The sequence below is a fragment of the Actinoallomurus liliacearum genome (assembly GCF_039542035.1).
Classification (GTDB): Bacteria; Actinomycetota; Actinomycetes; order Streptosporangiales; family Streptosporangiaceae; genus Actinoallomurus; species Actinoallomurus liliacearum.
Window position 1 is genome coordinate 98,374 of record NZ_BAABHJ010000005.1, and the last position, 17,829, is coordinate 116,202.

Annotated in this window: 15 protein-coding genes; 5 read left to right on the forward strand and 10 right to left on the reverse strand. The window is 70.2% G+C overall.

Going from position 1 to position 17,829, the window contains the following annotated elements; genetic code table 11:
* Nucleotides 1-21: 21 nt before the first annotated feature.
* The 3 genes from ABD978_RS08175 (at nucleotide 22) to ABD978_RS08185 (ending at nucleotide 4,180) form a co-directional block, all read left to right on the forward strand.
* Nucleotides 22-825, forward strand: coding sequence for a sugar phosphate isomerase/epimerase family protein (locus ABD978_RS08175; protein ID WP_345350927.1), 804 nt, complete (start codon nucleotides 22-24; stop codon nucleotides 823-825).
* A gap of 156 nt (nucleotides 826-981) precedes the next feature.
* The gene (locus ABD978_RS08180; protein ID WP_345350930.1) at nucleotides 982-3,054 is read left to right on the forward strand and encodes a PQQ-dependent sugar dehydrogenase; all 2,073 of its coding nucleotides are present in this window, start codon (nucleotides 982-984) and stop codon (nucleotides 3,052-3,054) included.
* Between the two features lie 130 nt (nucleotides 3,055-3,184).
* Nucleotides 3,185-4,180, forward strand: coding sequence for a hypothetical protein (locus ABD978_RS08185; protein WP_345350933.1), 996 nt, complete (start codon nucleotides 3,185-3,187; stop codon nucleotides 4,178-4,180).
* Nucleotides 4,181-4,242: 62 nt separating this feature from the next.
* Here ABD978_RS08185 and ABD978_RS08190 read toward each other — a convergent pair whose 3' ends face one another.
* The 9 genes from ABD978_RS08190 to ABD978_RS08230 form a co-directional block, all read right to left on the reverse strand.
* Complete coding sequence (locus ABD978_RS08190; protein ID WP_345350936.1) at nucleotides 4,243-5,262, reverse strand: C40 family peptidase; 1,020 nt, start codon at nucleotides 5,260-5,262, stop codon at nucleotides 4,243-4,245.
* Between the two features lie 301 nt (nucleotides 5,263-5,563).
* The gene (locus ABD978_RS08195) at nucleotides 5,564-6,757 is read right to left on the reverse strand and encodes an AbrB family transcriptional regulator (RefSeq protein WP_345350939.1); all 1,194 of its coding nucleotides are present in this window, start codon (nucleotides 6,755-6,757) and stop codon (nucleotides 5,564-5,566) included.
* A gap of 408 nt (nucleotides 6,758-7,165) precedes the next feature.
* Nucleotides 7,166-9,040 carry a M64 family metallopeptidase gene (locus ABD978_RS08200; RefSeq protein ID WP_345350942.1) on the reverse strand — a complete coding sequence of 625 codons (1,875 nt, stop codon included), beginning with the start codon at nucleotides 9,038-9,040 and terminating at the stop codon, nucleotides 7,166-7,168.
* A 102-nt stretch (nucleotides 9,041-9,142) separates the two neighbouring features.
* Nucleotides 9,143-10,291 (reverse strand): permease, encoded by a 1,149-nt coding sequence (locus ABD978_RS08205; protein WP_345350945.1) that lies wholly within the window; start codon nucleotides 10,289-10,291, stop codon nucleotides 9,143-9,145.
* A gap of 96 nt (nucleotides 10,292-10,387) precedes the next feature.
* Nucleotides 10,388-10,984, reverse strand: a complete 597-nt coding sequence (locus ABD978_RS08210) for a DUF305 domain-containing protein (RefSeq protein ID WP_345350948.1) — start codon at nucleotides 10,982-10,984, stop codon at nucleotides 10,388-10,390.
* Nucleotides 10,985-11,052: 68 nt separating this feature from the next.
* Entirely contained in the window at nucleotides 11,053-11,484 is a 432-nt protein-coding gene (locus ABD978_RS08215) for a DUF6153 family protein (protein WP_345350951.1), read from the reverse strand.
* 1 nt (nucleotide 11,485) lies between these two features.
* Nucleotides 11,486-13,729 carry a heavy metal translocating P-type ATPase gene (locus ABD978_RS08220; protein WP_345350954.1) on the reverse strand — a complete coding sequence of 748 codons (2,244 nt, stop codon included), beginning with the start codon at nucleotides 13,727-13,729 and terminating at the stop codon, nucleotides 11,486-11,488.
* Nucleotides 13,730-13,758: 29 nt separating this feature from the next.
* Complete coding sequence (locus ABD978_RS08225) at nucleotides 13,759-14,676, reverse strand: hypothetical protein (RefSeq protein WP_345350957.1); 918 nt, start codon at nucleotides 14,674-14,676, stop codon at nucleotides 13,759-13,761.
* Between the two features lie 25 nt (nucleotides 14,677-14,701).
* Nucleotides 14,702-14,911: a heavy-metal-associated domain-containing protein gene (locus ABD978_RS08230; RefSeq protein ID WP_345350960.1), complete on the reverse strand. Its 210-nt coding sequence runs from the start codon at nucleotides 14,909-14,911 to the stop codon at nucleotides 14,702-14,704.
* A 331-nt stretch (nucleotides 14,912-15,242) separates the two neighbouring features.
* On the opposite strand from ABD978_RS08230, the gene ABD978_RS08235 reads away from it, so the two are divergent.
* Both ABD978_RS08235 and ABD978_RS08240 read left to right on the forward strand, forming a co-directional pair.
* Complete coding sequence (locus tag ABD978_RS08235; protein ID WP_345350963.1) at nucleotides 15,243-15,905, forward strand: DUF4097 family beta strand repeat-containing protein; 663 nt, start codon at nucleotides 15,243-15,245, stop codon at nucleotides 15,903-15,905.
* Nucleotides 15,906-16,134: 229 nt separating this feature from the next.
* Nucleotides 16,135-16,710 carry a serine hydrolase gene (locus ABD978_RS08240; RefSeq protein ID WP_345350966.1) on the forward strand — a complete coding sequence of 192 codons (576 nt, stop codon included), beginning with the start codon at nucleotides 16,135-16,137 and terminating at the stop codon, nucleotides 16,708-16,710.
* Between the two features lie 274 nt (nucleotides 16,711-16,984).
* Here ABD978_RS08240 and ABD978_RS08245 read toward each other — a convergent pair whose 3' ends face one another.
* The gene (locus tag ABD978_RS08245; RefSeq protein WP_345350969.1) at nucleotides 16,985-17,785 is read right to left on the reverse strand and encodes an NUDIX domain-containing protein; all 801 of its coding nucleotides are present in this window, start codon (nucleotides 17,783-17,785) and stop codon (nucleotides 16,985-16,987) included.
* Nucleotides 17,786-17,829 lie beyond the last annotated feature (44 nt).

Below are 17,829 nucleotides of genomic sequence, written 5' to 3' on the forward strand. Positions count from 1 at the left end.
TCCCCTGACGAAGGAGGGCTCATGAGACGCTTCAGCCTGAACCAGTGGACGACGCGGTACTGGCCGTTGCCGGAGCTGGTCGCGGGGTGCGTCGCCGCCGGGGTCACCGGCGTCGGGTTGTGGCGCGAACCGGTCGCCGAGTACGGCCTGGCCCGTACGGCGAAGCTGGTCCGCGACGCCGGGCTGACCGTCACGTCGCTGTGCCGAGGCGGGTTCTTCCAGCTCCCCGACGCGATCGCGGAGAACCGGCGGGCCATCGAGGAGGCCGCCGAGCTGGGCGCGCCGTCGCTCGCGCTGGTCAGCGGCGGGCTGCCCGAGGGTTCGCGTGACCTCGACGGCGCGCGGCGGCGGGTGGCCGACGCGCTCGCCGAGCTGGCTCCGTACGCGGGGGAGTGCGGGGTGCGGCTCGCCCTGGAGCCGCTGCACCCGATGTACTGCTCCGACCGCTGCGTGGTCTCGACGCTCGACCAGGCGCTCGACCTGGCCGCTCCGCACCCCGCCGCGCAGGTCGGCGTCATGGTCGACACCTACCACCTGTGGTGGGACCCGGGCGCGTACGCCGCCATCGCGCGGGCCGGGGCCGAGGACCGGATCGCGCTGTTCCAGGTGGCCGACTGGACGACCCCCCTTCCGGAGGGGGTCCTGACCGGGCGCGGGATGCTCGGTGACGGCTGCGTCGAGCTGCGCCGGTTCCGTACGGCCGTGGACGAGGCCGGCTACACGGGACCGATCGAAGTCGAGATCTTCAACGACGACCTCTGGGCGATGCCGGGGGCGGAGGCGCTGTCGCTGTGCCTCGCCCGCTTCGCCGAGCACGTGACCTGATCCGACCTGTCTGGAGCGCGCGAGCGCATCCTCCGCCGACCTCACCCCCGAAGGAGGCCACCGAATCCCTCTCTTGACCCTGTGACCGCCCTCACCTACGTTCGGGAAAGCGTTTGCAGAAAGCGCTTTCCGCCTATCGACCCCATGGGTGGCAGAATGACGAAGTTCAGATGGTGCCTTCTGACGACCGTCGCTCTACTCGCGGCTCTGTTCTCGGTGCCCCAGCAGGCCGCGCTCGCCGACGAAACTCCCGTCACCGACCCGATTCCCGAACGACCGATCACCTCCGACCTGGGGCTCGTCCTCCAGGAGTACGCGCAGTTCCCCAAGTCCGACCCCGTTCCCGCGCCCGTCGACGCCCGCCTCATGCGCTGGGACAGGATCAACTACATCGGTGAGGTGCCGGACGGCTCCGGCCGCATGTACGTACCGGACCTGAACGGCAACCTGTACGTCGTCCGGAACGGACAGCCGCACGTCTACCTCGACGTCAAGGCGCAGTTCGAGCCGTACTTCTTCTCCGGGCGCGGCCTCGGCCAGGGCTTCGGCATCGTCGCCTTCGACCCGGACTTCCGGACGAACGGGAAGTTCTACACGATCCACACCGAGCTGGCCTCCAGCACCACCAAGGTCCCCGACCTGACGCCGCAGGCGGGCACCATCTACCACGGTGTCGTCGACGAGTGGACCGCCGACGATCCGAAGGCGGACACCTTCCACGGCACGCACCGGGAGATCCTCCGGCTCGGCTTCGGCGGGCAGATCCACGGCATTCAGGAAATGGGTTTCAACCCGAACGCCAAGCGGGGCGACAAGGACTACGCCAAGCTCTACATCGCCGCCGGTGACGGCGGAATGGGCCAGGCCGCCGGCAACAACGACCCGCAGAACCTCGGCGTCCCGCAGGGGAAGCTGCTGCGGATCGACCCGCACGGGAACAACAGCGCGAACGGCAAGTACGGCATCCCGGCCGACAACCCGTTCGTCGGCAAGGCGGGGGCCCTCGGCGAGATCTTCGCCCTCGGCTTCCGCGACCCGCACCGCTTCAGCTGGGACACCGGCGGCAGCCACCAGCTGTTCCTCGGCCACATCGGTGAGCACGCCATCGAGGGTGTCTGGGACATCCGCGCCGGCGACAACGCGGGCTGGCCGAACCGCGAGGGCCCGTACACCTTCGTGAAGAACGACCGCTGCGACCTGTACACGCTGCCCGAGGACGACGCGAAGTACGGCTACGACTACCCGGTGGCCGCCTACGACCACGACCCGCCGGCCGGCTGGAACTGCAGCAGCGACATCGGCAAGGCGATCTCAGGCGGGTACGTCTACCGCGGCCACAAGCTGCCCGAGCTGTACGGCAAGTACGTCTTCGGTGACCTGGTCGACGGCGCCGTCTACTACACCGAGCAGAGCCAGATGCGCCGCGGCGCCCCGCGGGCGGCGATCCACCAGCTCCAGACGTTCGACACGAACGGCAACCGGCTGACGATGCAGCAGTTCGCCGGCGACAAGCGCGTCGACCTGCGCTTCGGCCGCGACAGCAAGGGCGAGCTCTACCTGCTCTCCAAGGCGAACGGCAAGATCTGGAAGGTCGTCGGCACCCGGCACTTCGCCGCGGGTTCGGTCGGCCACACCCACGTGGGCGGCACGGCGGGCGCGAAGAACTGGGCGCCGGTCACCCCGTCGAAGTGGAAGTTCGAAGGGAACCAGGTGATCCTGGCCGAGGCCGGCACGCAGCGGCCCGGCCCGCGTCGCCCGTTCGAGTACGCGGTGCTCAGCAAGGGGCCGAAGTTCGGCACCGAGCGGATCGACGCCGACGTGCGGATCGACACCCCGACGGACGTCACCAACCGCGATGTGATCATCGTGTTCGGCTATCAGTCGGACACGCAGTTCTACTACGCGCATCTGTCGCAGGACAATTCGATCTACCCGCACAACGGGATCTTCCTGGTCAACAACGCCGACCGGCTGCGGATCGAGGACCAGTGGGACCCCCTGCGCTCGCGCGGCGCCGAACCGTCGATCACCGACATGAAGTGGCATCACGTGACCGTGATCCGGCACGTGGACACCGGTGAGATCGCGGTGTACCTCGACCACTCCAAGGACCCGCGGATGACGGCGGTCGACAAGACCCTCGCGTCCGGCCGGGTCGGGTTCGGGTCGTTCGACAACACCGGCCGGGTCCGCAACTTCAAGGTCACCGGCACGGCGGTCGGCGACTGATCGTGGGTCCGGGCCGCCGCCCGCCGGTCCGGCGGCCGGGCGGCGGCCCGGACCCCGCCGCACTCCCGGCGGTCACCGTCACCCCCCTGACGGTGGCCGCCGGGACCCCCAGACGCACGTGGAGGGAACGATGAGACATCTCAGCGCGGCCGTACGGTCCCGGCGCCTGGCGGCGGTCGCCGTCGCGGCCCTGGTCTGCGGGCCGCTCGCCGCGACCGCGGCCCAGGCGGACACCGGCGCGGCGCGGGGCCACGACCAGGCCCTGTCGAAGGTGCTGCCGAGCCTGCGATCCAACCTGGTCTCGTACTACGACTTCGAGCATCCCGTGCCGGGCCACCCCGCGCAGGAACGCGACCGCGGGTTCTCCGGCACGACCATCAACCTGATCAACGGCGGGGCCGCCATGCGCGTACGGGACAGCGCGTTCCCGGGCGGCGGCTACTCGATCCAGACGAAACAGGTCAACCCGGCGACCAAGGGCAACGACGACTGGAAGGCCGGGGTCTACTCGGCGACCGGCGTGCCGTCCCTGCACGCCTTCAGCGGCGCCAAGGAAGCCTCGATCATGGGCTGGTTCAAGATGACCGGCCCGAACCCGGCGCCCAACTCCGAGACGGCGAGCCCGTCGGACTACTACAACGCGGTCGGGCTGGCGGGCCTGCTCAGCGGCGACTCGCAGGGCCACGACGTACGAGCGCTGCTCGAGGTGATCGACGTGTCGGGGACGATGCGGGTCGTCGCCCTCGGCCGCCGCATCGACGGCGGCAAGTCGCAGACGTTCGCCGCGAGCGAGGACTGGCAGAGCATCCTGCCGATCGGCGAGTGGGTGTTCCTGGCGGCGTCGTACGACTACGACCACGGCACGATGAAGTTGTACAAGAACGGCAAGCCGCTGGACGGCTTCTACACGACGGCCGGCGACCCCTGGGAGGTCGGGACGCCGGGCACGCACGTCACCTCGTCGGCCGACTCGCGCGGCATCAAGATCGGCGGGAGCTTCCCCCAGAACACCGCCGAGAAGAACGCCTGTGACTGCCGGCTCGACGGCCTGATGTTCCTCAACCGGGCCGTGACCGACAAGGAGGTCTGGCAGCAGTACCACCGGGCGGTGTCCGGCCGGCACTGATCACCCGAACCGCACCGAACCGCGCGGTGAGCCGCCCCCCGGCTCACCGCGCGTCGGCGTCGTCAGGGACGGCCGAAGCCGACGAGCTGGCCCTGCCAGTAGCCGGCGAGGGGACTGACCATCACGTTCTCACCGGTGCGCGGGGCGTGGATGAAGTGGCCGCTGTCGACCATCATCCCGACGTGCCCATTGCCGCTCAGGAAGACGAGGTCGCCGGGCTGCACGTCGCTCTGGGCGACACGGTGGGTCGCGTTGTACTGGTCGGGGACGACGCGGGGAATGCTGACCCCGGCCGCGCGCCAGGACATCATCGTCAGCCCGGAGCAGTCATAGCCCTTCGGACCGGTGCCGCCGTAGATGTACGGCTTGCCGAGCTGGGCGTACGCGTAGTTCAGCGCGGCGCGCGCCGAGCCGGAGGCCGGACCGGTGTAGGTCCCACCGACCTTGCCGCCCGAGGACGTCGTCTCGCCGGCCTCCTTGGACAGCTTCTGCTGCTTGGCGATCTGCTTCTCGAGCGCCACCTTCTGCGCCTTGAGCTTCGCGGCCTTCTGCGAGATGTCCTGCACCGTGGCCTGCACCGCGGCGAGGTCGCGCCGGAGCCGCTGGGTGGAGGCGAGGAACGCGGTCAGCTCCTGGCCCCGGTTGCTCGCCAGGTGCGTGAACGTCGACATCTGGTCGAGGGCCTGGTCGGGGTTGTTCGAGGCCAGTACGGCGGTGGCCGGGTCGGACTGGCCGGTCTTGTACTGGTTCGCAACGAGCTGTACGACGCGCGCGTGTAGCTGGTCGTACGTGGCCTGCTCGGCCTGCTTCTGCGCCTTCAGGACCTTGAGTCGCTTCTTGGCCGCGTCGAGCTCGGTCTTGGTCTTGTTGAACTGGTCGACCTTCTTGTCGAGCTGGGGGTTGAGCTTGGCCAGCTCCTTCTTCGCGGCGGCCGCCGACGGTTTCGGGGCGGCGTCGGCGATGCCGGCCGTCGTCAGCGAAACGGTGATCGCCAGCGAGGCCGCAGCGCAGATCCGGAGCGATCGCCGGAACCGCGACCGGCCGGTGGCGCGCGTGGAGGTCATCGGGTTGGAGGGCGCCACAGAGTCCTACTCCTCTCCTTGCCGCCTACCGGGGCAGCGCGTCGGGCTCGGGCCGGAGCCGCCCGGCCGGAACCTCATCGGCTCCGGACGCGCCTCGACAACTGATGGTTCCCGGGTCCCAGGGGGATTCGGCGGACGGCTGTGCTTCGTGTGAAGCCGGGGGCAGCCGGGCTTTCCGTAGTTTAGGGGTGATCAGGCGTCCTCTGCCAATCAACGTTTCGTTAACGTTTTACGGCGACGGCTCTTACTTTCCGCGAGAGTGGCGGTAGATCACGAATCGGGCATATCGCGTCGGAACCGCTCAGGATCGGCCCGCCAGGGACCGGGGCTCCGCCGCTTCCGCCGTGGCGGATCCGGACCGGCGGCCGCTCCGTACGAAGGTGAGGCGGACCAGGACCGGCGCGAGCGAGACGACGGCGAACAGCCGCAGGCTCTGCACGCTCGAGATCAGCCCGACGTCGGCGTTGGTCGCGACCGACGTCGCGAGGACCGCGTTGATGCCGCCGGGCGTCGTGGCGAGGTAGGCGTCGGCGAACGACAGCCGGGTCACCGCGGCGAGCAGCCACGCGAGCAGCGCCGAGGCGACGCTGACGGCGATCGTGCCGGCCACGATCCAGGGCAGGGCCCGGCGCGCGTGCCGGAGGGAGGGCCGGGTGAACCGCAGCCCGATCTCCAGCCCGATGCAGGCGAACACGAGCGTCTGCAGCAGGCCGGTCGGGCGGAACCCGTGCGCCGCGCCGGAGAACGTCGCCACCACGGTCACCAGCATCGGACCGAGCACGACCGGCGCGGGCAGCCGCAGGCGCCGCCCCACCTGGACGCCGAGCACCGCGACGGCGCACAGCACCAGGAGGCCCGCCGGCTGATCGGCCCCGCCGACCAGCCGCAGCATCTGCGGGCTCAGCGGCGAGTGCGGCTCACCGGCGCCCGACACCGCGGGCGCGGTCGGCCCGAGCAGCGGGACGACCAGCGGAGCGGTGGCCGCGACGATGCCGACCCGGGAGTACTGGGCGAGCGCCACCAGGCGGGTGTCCGCGCCGAGTTCGTCCGAGGCCGCGAGCATCGCGGCGGCGCCGCCCGGCACCGTGGCCAGCGTCGCCGTCGGCCGGTCGAGGAGCCGGGACCGCTCCAGCAGCCGGGCCACCCCAACGCTGAGCAGGACGGTCGCGACGGTGACGACGATGAGGGGAAGCATCGACGGCGCGGCCGCGCGCAGCGCCGCCGGATGGATGTACCCGCCCATCAGCACCCCGGCCAGCGCCTGCGACGCACGGTACGCGGGCCGGGGGAGGGCGCTGGTGACCAGGCCCGACAGCGCGAGCGCCACACCGACCAGCAGCCCGGCGAGCAGGTACGGCGCCGGCACACCGGCCGCGTGCGCCGCCGCCCCGGCCAGGAACGCGGCGCCGACGACGGCGCACCAGCCCCAGGCCGGGCCGTGTCCCGCCGGCGCTCCCGCCCGGCCGCCCGTGACCCGGGCGCGTACCCTCCCCATCGACGACACATGTTCAATCTGTCCGCCGATGCGGTCGTTGATGGTTATGCGGGCGAATGCAATGCCCCATGAATGCCGGGGCCGGTGGCGCGTCAGGCCAACGGCGGGTCGCTCAGCCCGCGCTCCCGGCAAAGTCCCGACGGAATGCCTGGTATTCAGTCATATCCAGCGCGATTCCGGAATTGGCGTGCTCAGGTCGACGTGTCAAGCGCGGTGCCGACGAGCAGCCCGGAGGGCAGGTACGGCGGCGGCGCTCCCGTCGCGTGTGCCGCCGCCACGGCCGGGAAGGCGGCCATGACGACGGCCCACCAGCCTTAGATCGGGCGGGGCCGTTCCGGGCCCCGGCGTCGGGGGCCCGGAACGGGCTCGGCCGATCATGCTCGGCCGGTTCTGCCGAGCGGTTCTCGCTCAGCGGCTGTCGCGGAGGATCACGTCGACCTTCGTGGTCTTTCCGACGTTCCCGGCCGCGTCGACGGCGCGGTACTCGATCGTGTGGTGGCCGTAACCGGGCGGCACGTTCTCCCAGGCCACCGCGCGAGCGGGCGTGCCGAGTTTGCCGTAGATGAGGTCGTCGACCTTGGTCCCCAGCGGCGTGAACCGGAACGGTGCGGTCGAGTCGGTCGGCCAGCCGAAGTAGCGGAACCAGCCGTCCCCGTCGACCTGGAACTCGGCCAGCGTGGCGCCGGCGGCGTCATCGGACGGGCTCAGCTTCATGGTGAACTCATTGTCGAAGACGTACTCCTTGCCCTGCTTGGCGGCCGGTGTGGAGAACACCGCCGAGACGGTCGGGCGCTGCGCGTCGACCGTCCAGGTGAGGGTCTCGGACTTGGCGCCGGTGGCCGGGTCGACCGCACGGGCGGTGACCGTGTGCGTTCCGGAGGCGAGGTGGAGCCGGCCCAGGTCGAGGTCGCGGTCGTTGCCCGGGGTCGCCACCTTCTTGCCGTCGAGGCTCCAGCGGACGGCGGGCACGGACGTCGCGGGGTGCGTCGTCTCGGCGTAGATCACGTCGTTCGCGCCGACGGGGGCGCCGGTCGGCGTCGACTCGGTGAAGCCCGCCGCGGTGGTCTCCGTGGGGTTCGGCGCGGTCGTGTCGATCGTCCAGGTACGGGTCTGGGTAAGGGCGGCGGAGTCGCGGACGGCCGGGTCGCGGACGAAGTCGGTCCCGTCGACGACCTTGGCGGTCAGGGTGTGCGTGCCCGGCTTGATCGGTAGCCGCGACAGGTCGAGGTTGTGGTCGTCCCGGCCGCCCGCCACCTTCTTGCCGTCCAGGGTCCAGGTGATGTCGAGCGTGTGGTCGACGGGGTGCAGCGTCTCAAGCCAGACCACGCGGTCGGCGCCGATGGGGGCCGTGGTCGGGGTGTTGTCCTGGATCAGGTTGAGCTTGGCGGAGATCGCCTGGGTCATCCTCTCGCGTTCGACCTGGTCATAGGCGTATCCGAGGGTCTTCATCATCGAGTGCGCGCTGGGCCGCCAGACGCCCGTGGTGTCGTACATCCCGCCCTCGTAGCGGCCGATGGGCCCGCCCGACGTGCTCTGTTCGCCCAGCCAGCGGTACCACTTCGCCTTCTGCAGGCGCATCTGCTCCTCGGTGAGGAGCGTGTGGTGGATCGAGTTCGGCTCGCCGTCGGTGTAGGCCCCGCCGGGAACGCCTCGCTGGTAGTAGTTGTACTCGTCCTGCAGGCCGCCGAGCGAATGCCCGATCTCGTGCGGCATGATCAGCGACGACATGGCATTGCTGCCCGACGCCGTGGCGTACGTCCCGCCCGCGCCGCCGTACGTGCCGCTGTTCGCCAGGGCCACGATCTGCCGGTTGGCGGCACTGGTCCCGGTGACCATGTTCGCGTATTTCTGGGCCGCGGCATTGTCCATCACCAGCAGGCGCTGGATGCCGGTGGACGAGCAGCCGCTCCAGAACTTCATGCTCAGCGGCGTGGTCCGCCTGGGCGCGTTCAGATCGGGGTCGCAGCTCACTCCCGACTCGCCCGAGACGATCTCGACCCGGTAGACGTTGATGTAGCTGCGGTAGGACTTGAACGGCTCGAACGCGAACAGCGTGCTGATCTCCTGGTCGACGTCCTGCCGGTACCTCGGCATGTCGGCGTCGGTGTAGCCGTCGCCGAGGACCACGAGATTGAACCGCTTCGCCGGAGCACCGGTGATCTGGACCGGTACGACTTCGGCCCTGCCGACGTCGGCGGCGCGAGCCTCTCGTACGTGCCCGGTGAGAGCCGGCGCGGCGAGAGCGACCATCGCTGTCGCCGCGACGACTGTACGCCTCAACATGAAGACCTCCCAAGTGCTCATCACTCGGTGATCATGATGGATCACGAAGGAGGTCGAATGTCAGGTTTATGCAAAATTGGCCCGAAGTGGGGTTAGGGTCCCTTAGTGATGGTTTTCGGCCTCGGGAGAGCCGCCCATCATCTTCAGCATCGGGACGCCGCCCGTACGGACGAACCGGACCAGCAGGACCGCGGCCAGGACGAGGAAGGCGATGTTCAGCCAGGTGGTGTAGTTCCAGGAGACGCCCTGCTCCATCACCACCGCGTGCCGCTTCTCCGGGATCAGGCCGGTGACTCCGAAGAGCAGTTCGACCAGGTAGCCGGCGAGGACCATCGCCGCGTAGAAGGTCCCGGTGACGAACAGCGCCATCCGGGTGCCGTAGTACTTCCGGTAGATCAGGATGATCGGGAGGATGATCAGGTCGGCGAAGATGAAGGCGACCACGCCGCCGAAGCTGATCCCGCCCTTCCACAGCACCGCGGCCAGCGGGACGTTGCCGATCGAGCAGACGAAGCTGATCACCGCGACGAGCGGGCCGACCAGCGGCCCCCACAGCTTCGCGGCGAGCGGATGGTCGACGAGGAAGAAGTGCCGCCAGAACGAGTCGGGCACCCACGCGGCGATCGCCCCGGCGATCAGCAGGCCGATCAGCAGGTCCCGCAGGATCGCCGCCCACTCCATGACGAACACGTGCGCCACCGACGTGAAGCCCTCCCCGGACAGCAGCCGGCGTCGGAACGACCCCTGCCGTTGGACGGACATGTCCATCGCCGCGTGGCCCTCCATCGCGCCCGCGACGCCGCGCTCCGCCTGCTCGCGGGCGGCACGGAGCAGCCGTTCCCGGAGGAACAGCCGGAACAGCACCGCCAGGACCACGATCATGATCGGCCCGCCGATGAACTCCGCCGCGGTGAACCGCCAGCCCATCAGCAGCGCCAGGATGATGCCGAGTTCGACCACCAGGTTGGTCGAGGCGATCTCGAACGTCATCGCCGCGATGAAGCTCGCGCCCTTGACGAACAGCGAGCGCGCCAGCGCGACCGCCGCGTACGAGCACGACGACGACGCCACGCCCAGCCCGGTGGCCGTCGCGAGCGTACGAGGCCGCCCGTCGCCGAGCAGCCGTACGATCGTCGCGCGGCGCACCACGGCCTGGACGATCGCGGACAACAGGAATCCCAGGATCAGCGCCCACAGGATCTCCCAGGTCATCGACCCGGTGATCGCCAGCGCGTGACCGATCGCGCTCATTGCCTTCCCTCCATCACCGAACGGTGGTGCCCCACCGAGGAACGCGGAACACAGGCGGATCGGGGGCGGCCGACCGTGATCGGCCGCCCCTGGCGATCACCTGTCCTTGAGCAGGTTCCGCATCGTGGCGATCTCGGCGCTCTGCGAGCCGATGATCGAGCCGGCGAGGGCCTTGGCGTCGGCGTTCGAGCCCTGGGCCTGCTCGGTCCGGGCCATGGCGACGGCGCCCTGATGATGTTCGATCATCATCTCCAGGAACGCCTTGTCGAAGGCCGCGCCGGACAGCGAGTCGAGCTTCTTCATGTCCTGCTCGGACATCATCCCCTCGCCCATGTGCATGCCGCCGGGCGAGGGCATGGCGGCTCCCCAGCCCTTCAGCCAGCCGGTCATCTTGTCGATCTCCGGCTGCTGGGCGTTCTCGATCCGGGCGGCGAGCCTCTTGACCTCGGGCGAGGACGCCTTCGTGGCGGCCTGCCGCGCCATGGTGACCGCCTGCCGGTGGTGCGGGATCATCATCTGCGCGAACATCACGTCCTGCGCGTCGTGTCCGGCCGGGGACGAGCTCATGCTCATACCGGGGCCCATGGAGTGACCGTTCATGGAGTGGTGACCGGAGTCGTCGCCGTTGCCGCCGCACGCGGCGAGGGTGAGGGCGGCGACCGGGACGATCACCAGAGAGCGGACGCGTTTCATCGATCTTCTACCTTCCGTATCCGGGCGTGCTGAGTGGGCGTGCGGGTCATCGAGGACCCGGACGCCTGTCACAGCCGGAGTACGGAGAGCTGGAAGATGGACGGTCGGGGCGGGGCCCGGCCCTGGGACTCGTGTCCTCGTCCGTGCGGACGGCCCGGCGCGCCGGACGCGTCGCGGCGCCCGACGAAGGCGGCGGCCAGGACGAGCAGCGTGGCCAGCACCAGCAGGGCCAGGCACATCTGGCCGCCGGGATGGTCGTGCCGGCCGGAAGGGGCGTGCGACGGTGCCGAGGCGTGGTGATGCCCGGTCTCGGCGTCCGGGTGATCCGCCCCGGGCATGGTCATGACGACGGCGGCCGCGTGCGTGTCCGTCGGACCGGCCGTCGCCTGCAACCCGTGCATCGCGAACAGGCCGAACAGCGTCAGAGCCAGGAGCAGCAGACCGCCCGGCGCCGGAACCCCGGACCGGTGCGGCCTGCCGCTCAGACTCCTCGCCCGCATCTCAGCGCGCCGCCTCGAAGCGGCGCAGCCGCAGGCTGTTGCTGACCACGAACACGCTGGAGAACGCCATCGCGGCACCGGCCAGCATCGGGTTGAGCAGGCCGGCGGCGGCCAGCGGCAGGGCGGCCACGTTGTAGGCGAAGGCCCAGAAGAGGTTGCCCTTGATCGTGCCCAGCGTCCGGCGGGACAGCCGGATGGCGTCCGCCGCGGCGCGCAGGTCGCCGCGCACCAGCGTGAGGTCGGCCGCCTCGATGGCCACGTCGGTGCCGGTGCCCATGGCCAGGCCCAGATCCGCCTGCGCCAGAGCCGCCGCGTCGTTGACACCGTCCCCGACCATCGCCACGACCTTACCCTCGCCCTGCAGCCGCTTGACGACGTCGACCTTGTCGGCGGGCAGCACCTCCGCGATCACCTCGTCGATGCCGGCCTCGGCCGCGACCGCGCGGGCCGCCGCCTCGTTGTCGCCGGTCAGCAGGATCGGCGTCAGGCCGAGCCCGCGCAGCCGGGTGATCGCCTCGGCGCTGGTGTCCTTGATCGCGTCCGCGACGACCAGGACCGCGCGCGCCTCGCCGTCCCAGCCGACCGCGACGGCCGTCCGGCCCGCGGCCTCCGCCGCCGCCTTGGCGCGTTCGAGTTCGGCGGGCAGGTGCTGGGACCACTCCTCCAGCAGTCGCGTACGACCGACCAGGACCGCGTGGCCGTCCACGACGCCCTGCACGCCGAGGCCCTCGATGTTGGCGAAGTCCTCCGGCCGGGGCAGCGCGCCGACCCGCTGCACGGCGCCCTTGGCGATCGCCTGGGCGATCGGGTGCTCGGAGGAGTCCTCCAGCGCGCCGGCCAGCCGCAGCACCTCGTCGGCGTCCTGGCCCTCGGCGGTCACCACGTCGGTCAGCGTCATCCTGCCGGTCGTGACCGTGCCGGTCTTGTCCAGCACGATCGTGTCGATCCGCCGCGTCGACTCCAGCACCTCGGGCCCCTTGATCAGGATGCCGAGCTGCGCGCCGCGCCCCGTACCGACGAGGAGGGCGGTCGGCGTGGCCAGGCCGAGCGCGCACGGGCAGGCGATGATGAGGACCGCGACCGCGGCGGTGAAGGCGGCCGCGACGCTGCCGCCGGTGCCGAGCCAGAACCCGAGGGTGGCCACGGCGAGCGTGATGACGATCGGCACGAAGATCCCGGCGATCCGGTCGGCCAGGCGCTGCACCTGCGCCTTGCCGTTCTGCGCGTCCTCCACCAGCCGCGCCATCTGCGCGAGCTGCGTGTCGGAGCCGATCTTGGTCGCCTCGACGACGAGCCGGCCGCCCGCGTTCACGGTGGCGCCGACGACCGCGTCGCCGACCCCGACCTCGACGGGCACGGACTCGCCGGTGAGCATGCTCATGTCCACCGCGGAGCCGCCCTCGACCACGACCCCGTCCGTGGCGATCTTCTCGCCCGGCCGTACGACGAACCGGTCGCCGGTTTTCAGTTGCTCGACCGGGATCCGTTCCTCGCGGTCGCCGCGCAGGACGGCGACGTCCTTGGCGCCCATCTCCAGCAGCGCCCGCAGGGCGGCGCCGGCGCGGCGCTTCGACCGGGCCTCGAAGTAGCGCCCGGCCAGGATGAACACCGTCACCCCGGCGGCGACCTCCAGGTAGATGTTGCCCGCGCCGGAGGAGCGCTCGATCGTGAAGGTGAAGGGGTGCCGCATGCCGGGCTCGCCCGCGTCACCGAAGAACAGCGCGTACAGCGACCAGCCGAACGCCGCGATCGTGCCCAGCGACACGAGCGTGTCCATCGTCGCCGCGCCGAGCTTGAGGTTCTTGTACGCCGCGCGGTGGAACGGCAGCGCGCCCCACACCAGCACCGGGGCCGCCAGGGTCAGCGACGCCCACTGCCAGTACCGGAACTGCAGCGCCGGGACCATCGCCAGCAGGATCACCGGGATCGCCAGCGCGGCGCTGATGAGGAGCCGGTCGCGCAGCGCCCGTACGGGGGCGTCCTCGCTCGGCTCCTCCTCGGCCGGCTCCGCCGCGACGGGGAGACTGGCGGTGTAACCGGCCTTCTCCACCTGGGCGATCAGGTCCTCGGTGGTGAGATCCGGGCCGAAGCTGACGCTGGCCTTCTCGGTGGCGTAGTTGACGGTCGCGGTGACGCCGTCGAGCTTGTTGAGGCGCTTCTCGACGCGGTTCGCGCACGAGGCACAGGTCATCCCGCCGATCGCCAGTTCGACTCGTTCGGGTGCCGTGCTCGTGGTGCTGCTCATCACCCCTCCTTGTCCGGGATGGTCGCGTTCTAGTGCTGGTGATCGCCGGAGGTCGTGTCGCTCGTGCCCGCCGTGACGGTGAACTCGGCGGTGTGCACCGTGCCCTCGTGCTGGAAGTCCAGGTAGAGACGGTAGGTGCCGACGGACGGTGCTTCGGCGTAGAAGGTGATGGCCGGCCCGGGCCTGGTCTTTCCATCGCCCGGCTCGCCGTCCGGGTGGACGTGGAGGTAGGCCAGGTCGCCCTGCCGCAGCGCCACCAGATGCCCGTACGCGGCCAGGTAGGGCTGCAGATCGGTGACCGGCCGGCCGTCCCGGCTGATCGTCATGTCGAGCCGACTCGACCGGCCCGCGACCAGTGTCCCCGTCAGCGTCACGGTGTAACCGTCGACGGTGGCGGTGGTGGCCGGTGCGGGCAGCGGCCGGGGCGCGGCGTCGCCCGCGACGGTCTCGTCGATGCCGAGAGTCAGCGGATCGGCGCCGGTGGGCTTGAAATCGGCGAACGCGCGGTACGTGCCCGGCCCGCTCAGCGGGGAGGCGACCTGCCAGGTGCCGTCCGCGTCCATCGTCGGGTGCACGTGCCGGAAACCGGACAGGTCACGCCGGACGACGATGAGGTGCATCCGCTTGTCGTGCTGCGGGTCGAACGCCGTCACCGCCCGCCCGTTCGGCCCGACGATCCGGAAGGCGAACGTGCCCGTCGCGGCGGGCACCGTGGTGAGGGTGTAACCCTGGTCCGACACCAGCAGCCCGCCCGGCGGCATGCTCCCGTGACCGCCGTGACCCGCTCCACCGTGTTCCATACCGCTGCTCTCCTTCATGCCGCCGTGTGCGGCGCTCGGTTTCGCCTCGGCCCCGACGGGGCCGGTCAGCCGACCGGCCCCCATCGCCGCGCCGAACACCACCGCCAGCCCGAGACCGAAGATCCCGAGCCTGGCCGGGACGTTCATCGCTGTTTCCTCCTCCGGCCGAGACTCAGGAATCGACGACTTCGTAGCCGGCCTCGTCCACCGCGTCCCGTACCGCCTTCGCGTCGAGCGGTGCGGCGCTGGAGACGGTGACCAGACCGGAGGCGAGGTCGACCTTGACGTCGGTGACGCCCTCGATGGAGCCGACCTCCTCCGTCACGGCGGAGACGCAGTGGCCGCACGTCATGCCCTTGACCTTGTACTCGGTGGTCGTCATCTCGTTCTCCTCACACGCTGTACGCCGTTCGTGACCGGATTTCCGGTCAGCCTTCAACTTATACCCACCCCCGGTAGGGCATGTCGGTGACCATAGCATACGGCAGGGGGGTATATGCCAGTGTCGCCGCTCACATGATCGTCATAGCGTTCACGGGCAACCCATCGCAACAAAACTCTCCTGCATGTTGCGTTAGATTCAGGCTTGTTGCAACGATTTCACGACAGTGAGCTGCGTAAATGTAGTGAAATCGCAACAGGTTGGTTGAAGAGATTCGGAAAGCAACGTAGCGTTTGCGGCGTTGGAAACGACGAACCGCAGGGAGAGAACGATGCAGAAGTTCGACACCGCCGCCCCGATCACCGCCGTCCTGGACATCCCCGCCGGACGCGTCCAGCTCATCGCCGCCGACCGCACCGACACCAGGGTCGAGGTCCTGCCCGCCAACCCCTCCAAGGGTCGCGACGTGAAGGCCGCCGAGCAGACCACGGTCGACTACGCCGACGGCGTCCTGCGGATCCAGGCCTCGGCCAAGAACCAGTACTTCGGCCCGTCCGGGTCCGTCGAGGTGACCGTTCAGCTGCCCACCGGCTCCCGCGTCGAGGCCAAGACCGCCGCCTGCGAGTTGCGCGGCGTCGGCCGGCTCGGCGACGTCACCTTCGAAGGCGCCTACCGCCAGATCAAGATCGACGAGACCGCGAGCCTCCACCTCACCGCGACCGACGGCGACGTCGAGGTCGGCCGCCTCGGCGGCCCCGCACAGATCACCACCGCGCGGGGCGACATCGACATCGCCGAGGCCATGGGCGGCAAGGTCGTGCTGGCCACCCAGTCCGGTGACATCTCGGTCGGCGCCGCCGCCGGAGTCTCGGCCGCCCTGGACGCCGGCACCTCCTACGGCCGGATCACCAACGCCCTCAAGAACGACGGCGCCGCCGACCTGACCATCGAGGCGACCACCTCCCACGGCGACATCACCGCCCGCAGCCTGTGACCTGACACCGACTCCCGCACCCTGGCGGATTCAAGGTTCGACCAGCGCCCACGAAACGAAGGAGCACCCATGTCCACCTCGAACCCGGTCACCGGAACCGCCGGAGGGACCACCACGGACAGCGTGGCCGCGTCGAAGGCCGCTGCCGGGCAGGAACGCCCGGAGTTGCAGAAGGCCATCCAGGAGATCGTCGATTCCGGCCTCGTCGGGGTGCAGATGCGCGTGCACGATGAGCGGGGCGAGTGGGTCGGCAGCGCCGGGGCGCGCGAGCTGGGCGAGACCGCCGAGCCGCCGACCAACGGAGATCCCCGAGCCGCACGCCCACGCCTACTACCGGTACGAGGACGCCGGCCAGACCGAGACGGTCGACGTCACCCGCCAGAACCCCTCCTGGATCTCCAGCGGCGGCGACATGATCTCGACCACCCAGGACCTCCACACGTTCATCTCCGCGCTGATGAGCGGCAGGCTCCTGCCGGCCCCGCTGCTGGCCGAGATGTGCACGCCGCACCCGACGCCCATTCCGAACATGGGCTACGGCCTGGGAATCTTCGTACAGGACACGGGCTGCGGTGGCACCGTCATCACCCACAACGGCGGCGCCGCGGGCCACGCGGCGCTGATGTACAGCACCCCCGACGGCAAGAAGACCCTGACCGCCGCGCTGAACTACGTGGACGACGCAGCGCTGTCCCTGGCGGCGGCGTTCCAGCAGGCGACGCAGAGGCTCGTCACCGAGGTGTTCTGCGACGGGCAGACCGGATCTGCCGACGAGGCGGCCGATCCGGCTCAGCCGACAGGCTGAGCACCTCGGCCCCTTGAACAGGAGTCCTTGCGGCCGTGCATCAGGGAGAACGCGAACCGGGCCATGGCGAGCTCACTGAGCTCGCCATGGCCCGGCCACATACGCGGACGCTCTCGCTACCCGGCGGTTGGGCACGCTCGGGGGCGGCGGGCCGGAGCGGGAAGACCTCGCCGAGGCGCCGACGGGCTCACAGCCCGAATCCGCACCTCCGTCGAACAGAATCGGCCCTCCGCACCATTGCGGTGCGGAGGGCCGATCGAGTGGGCGTTCGCCCTTACAGAAGCGAGCGCAGCATGTCGACGTGCGCGGCGAACACCTTGCCGCTGTGGACGCGGTCGAGGTACTCGACGAGCTCGTCGTAGCTGTCGGCGGGCACCCAGACGGCGTGCTTGGCGTCGTCCTGGCCCTTCACCGAGGGAAGCTGGTCGACATCCAGGTCCGCCACGCACGGCACGGTGACCATCCACGCCTCGTCAGATGCGCGGGGGTCGGGCACGTAGCGCGGCTTCATCTCGGTCCACGAGGCGCCGGGAAGCGTCAGCCCCGTCTCCTCGTTCAGTTCGCGTGCCGCGGCCTCGCGGTAGGCCTTGCGGTCGACCTCGCCGGGATCGACGAAGCCGCCGGGCACCGCCCAGCCATGGCCGTCGGCGCGTTCTACCATGAGGATCAGGCGGCGGCCGCCCATGAGGAAGCGGCGGACGTCCCTGAGGAAGCGGCGGACGTCCTTGCGGAAGCGGCAACCGCTCTTGAGGAAGCGGCGGACGTCCCTGAGGAAGCGGCGGCCGCCCTTGCGGAAGCGGCGACCGTCCTTGAGGAACACGAACACCACCGCGTCGGCGGCCAACGCCTCCCCCCAGTGCCCGAGCTCGTTCCGGCCGTAGCGAATGTCGGTCTTAACCGGGGCGACGGGTCGCCCGTTTTCCACGTCGAACGGGATCGCGGCGCGGGCCTGGCGCTCCGCCCAGTCGATCGTGGTCGGGTCCATGGTCGGGTCGGCCCAGTCCGCGCCGTCTTCGATGCCTTTGAGGACGCTCTCGTGGGTGTATCCCGGGAGAGTCTGGCCAAGAAGAGTCATGATCGTCTCCTGGTAGTTGTCGGCGGGCAGCCGACGTTCGGTGT

What these genes read in the sequence shown, in the direction of transcription:
- ABD978_RS08180 (WP_345350930.1), top strand. Translation starts at nt 982, where the DNA reads ATGACGAAGTTCAGATGGTGCCTTCTGACGACCGTCGCTCTACTCGCG.
- ABD978_RS08235 (WP_345350963.1), top strand. Translation starts at nt 15,243, where the DNA reads ATGCAGAAGTTCGACACCGCCGCCCCGATCACCGCCGTCCTGGACATC.
- ABD978_RS08200 (WP_345350942.1), bottom strand. Translation starts at nt 9,040, where the DNA reads ATGTTGAGGCGTACAGTCGTCGCGGCGACAGCGATGGTCGCTCTCGCC.
- ABD978_RS08215 (WP_345350951.1), bottom strand. Translation starts at nt 11,484, where the DNA reads ATGCGGGCGAGGAGTCTGAGCGGCAGGCCGCACCGGTCCGGGGTTCCG.
- ABD978_RS08185 (WP_345350933.1), top strand. Translation starts at nt 3,185, where the DNA reads ATGAGACATCTCAGCGCGGCCGTACGGTCCCGGCGCCTGGCGGCGGTC.
- ABD978_RS08230 (WP_345350960.1), bottom strand. Translation starts at nt 14,911, where the DNA reads ATGACGACCACCGAGTACAAGGTCAAGGGCATGACGTGCGGCCACTGC.
- ABD978_RS08175 (WP_345350927.1), top strand. Translation starts at nt 22, where the DNA reads ATGAGACGCTTCAGCCTGAACCAGTGGACGACGCGGTACTGGCCGTTG.
- ABD978_RS08220 (WP_345350954.1), bottom strand. Translation starts at nt 13,729, where the DNA reads ATGAGCAGCACCACGAGCACGGCACCCGAACGAGTCGAACTGGCGATC.
- ABD978_RS08240 (WP_345350966.1), top strand. Translation starts at nt 16,135, where the DNA reads ATGAGCGGGGCGAGTGGGTCGGCAGCGCCGGGGCGCGCGAGCTGGGCG.
- ABD978_RS08210 (WP_345350948.1), bottom strand. Translation starts at nt 10,984, where the DNA reads ATGAAACGCGTCCGCTCTCTGGTGATCGTCCCGGTCGCCGCCCTCACC.
- ABD978_RS08195 (WP_345350939.1), bottom strand. Translation starts at nt 6,757, where the DNA reads ATGGGGAGGGTACGCGCCCGGGTCACGGGCGGCCGGGCGGGAGCGCCG.
- ABD978_RS08225 (WP_345350957.1), bottom strand. Translation starts at nt 14,676, where the DNA reads ATGAACGTCCCGGCCAGGCTCGGGATCTTCGGTCTCGGGCTGGCGGTG.
- ABD978_RS08205 (WP_345350945.1), bottom strand. Translation starts at nt 10,291, where the DNA reads ATGAGCGCGATCGGTCACGCGCTGGCGATCACCGGGTCGATGACCTGG.
- ABD978_RS08245 (WP_345350969.1), bottom strand. Translation starts at nt 17,785, where the DNA reads ATGACTCTTCTTGGCCAGACTCTCCCGGGATACACCCACGAGAGCGTC.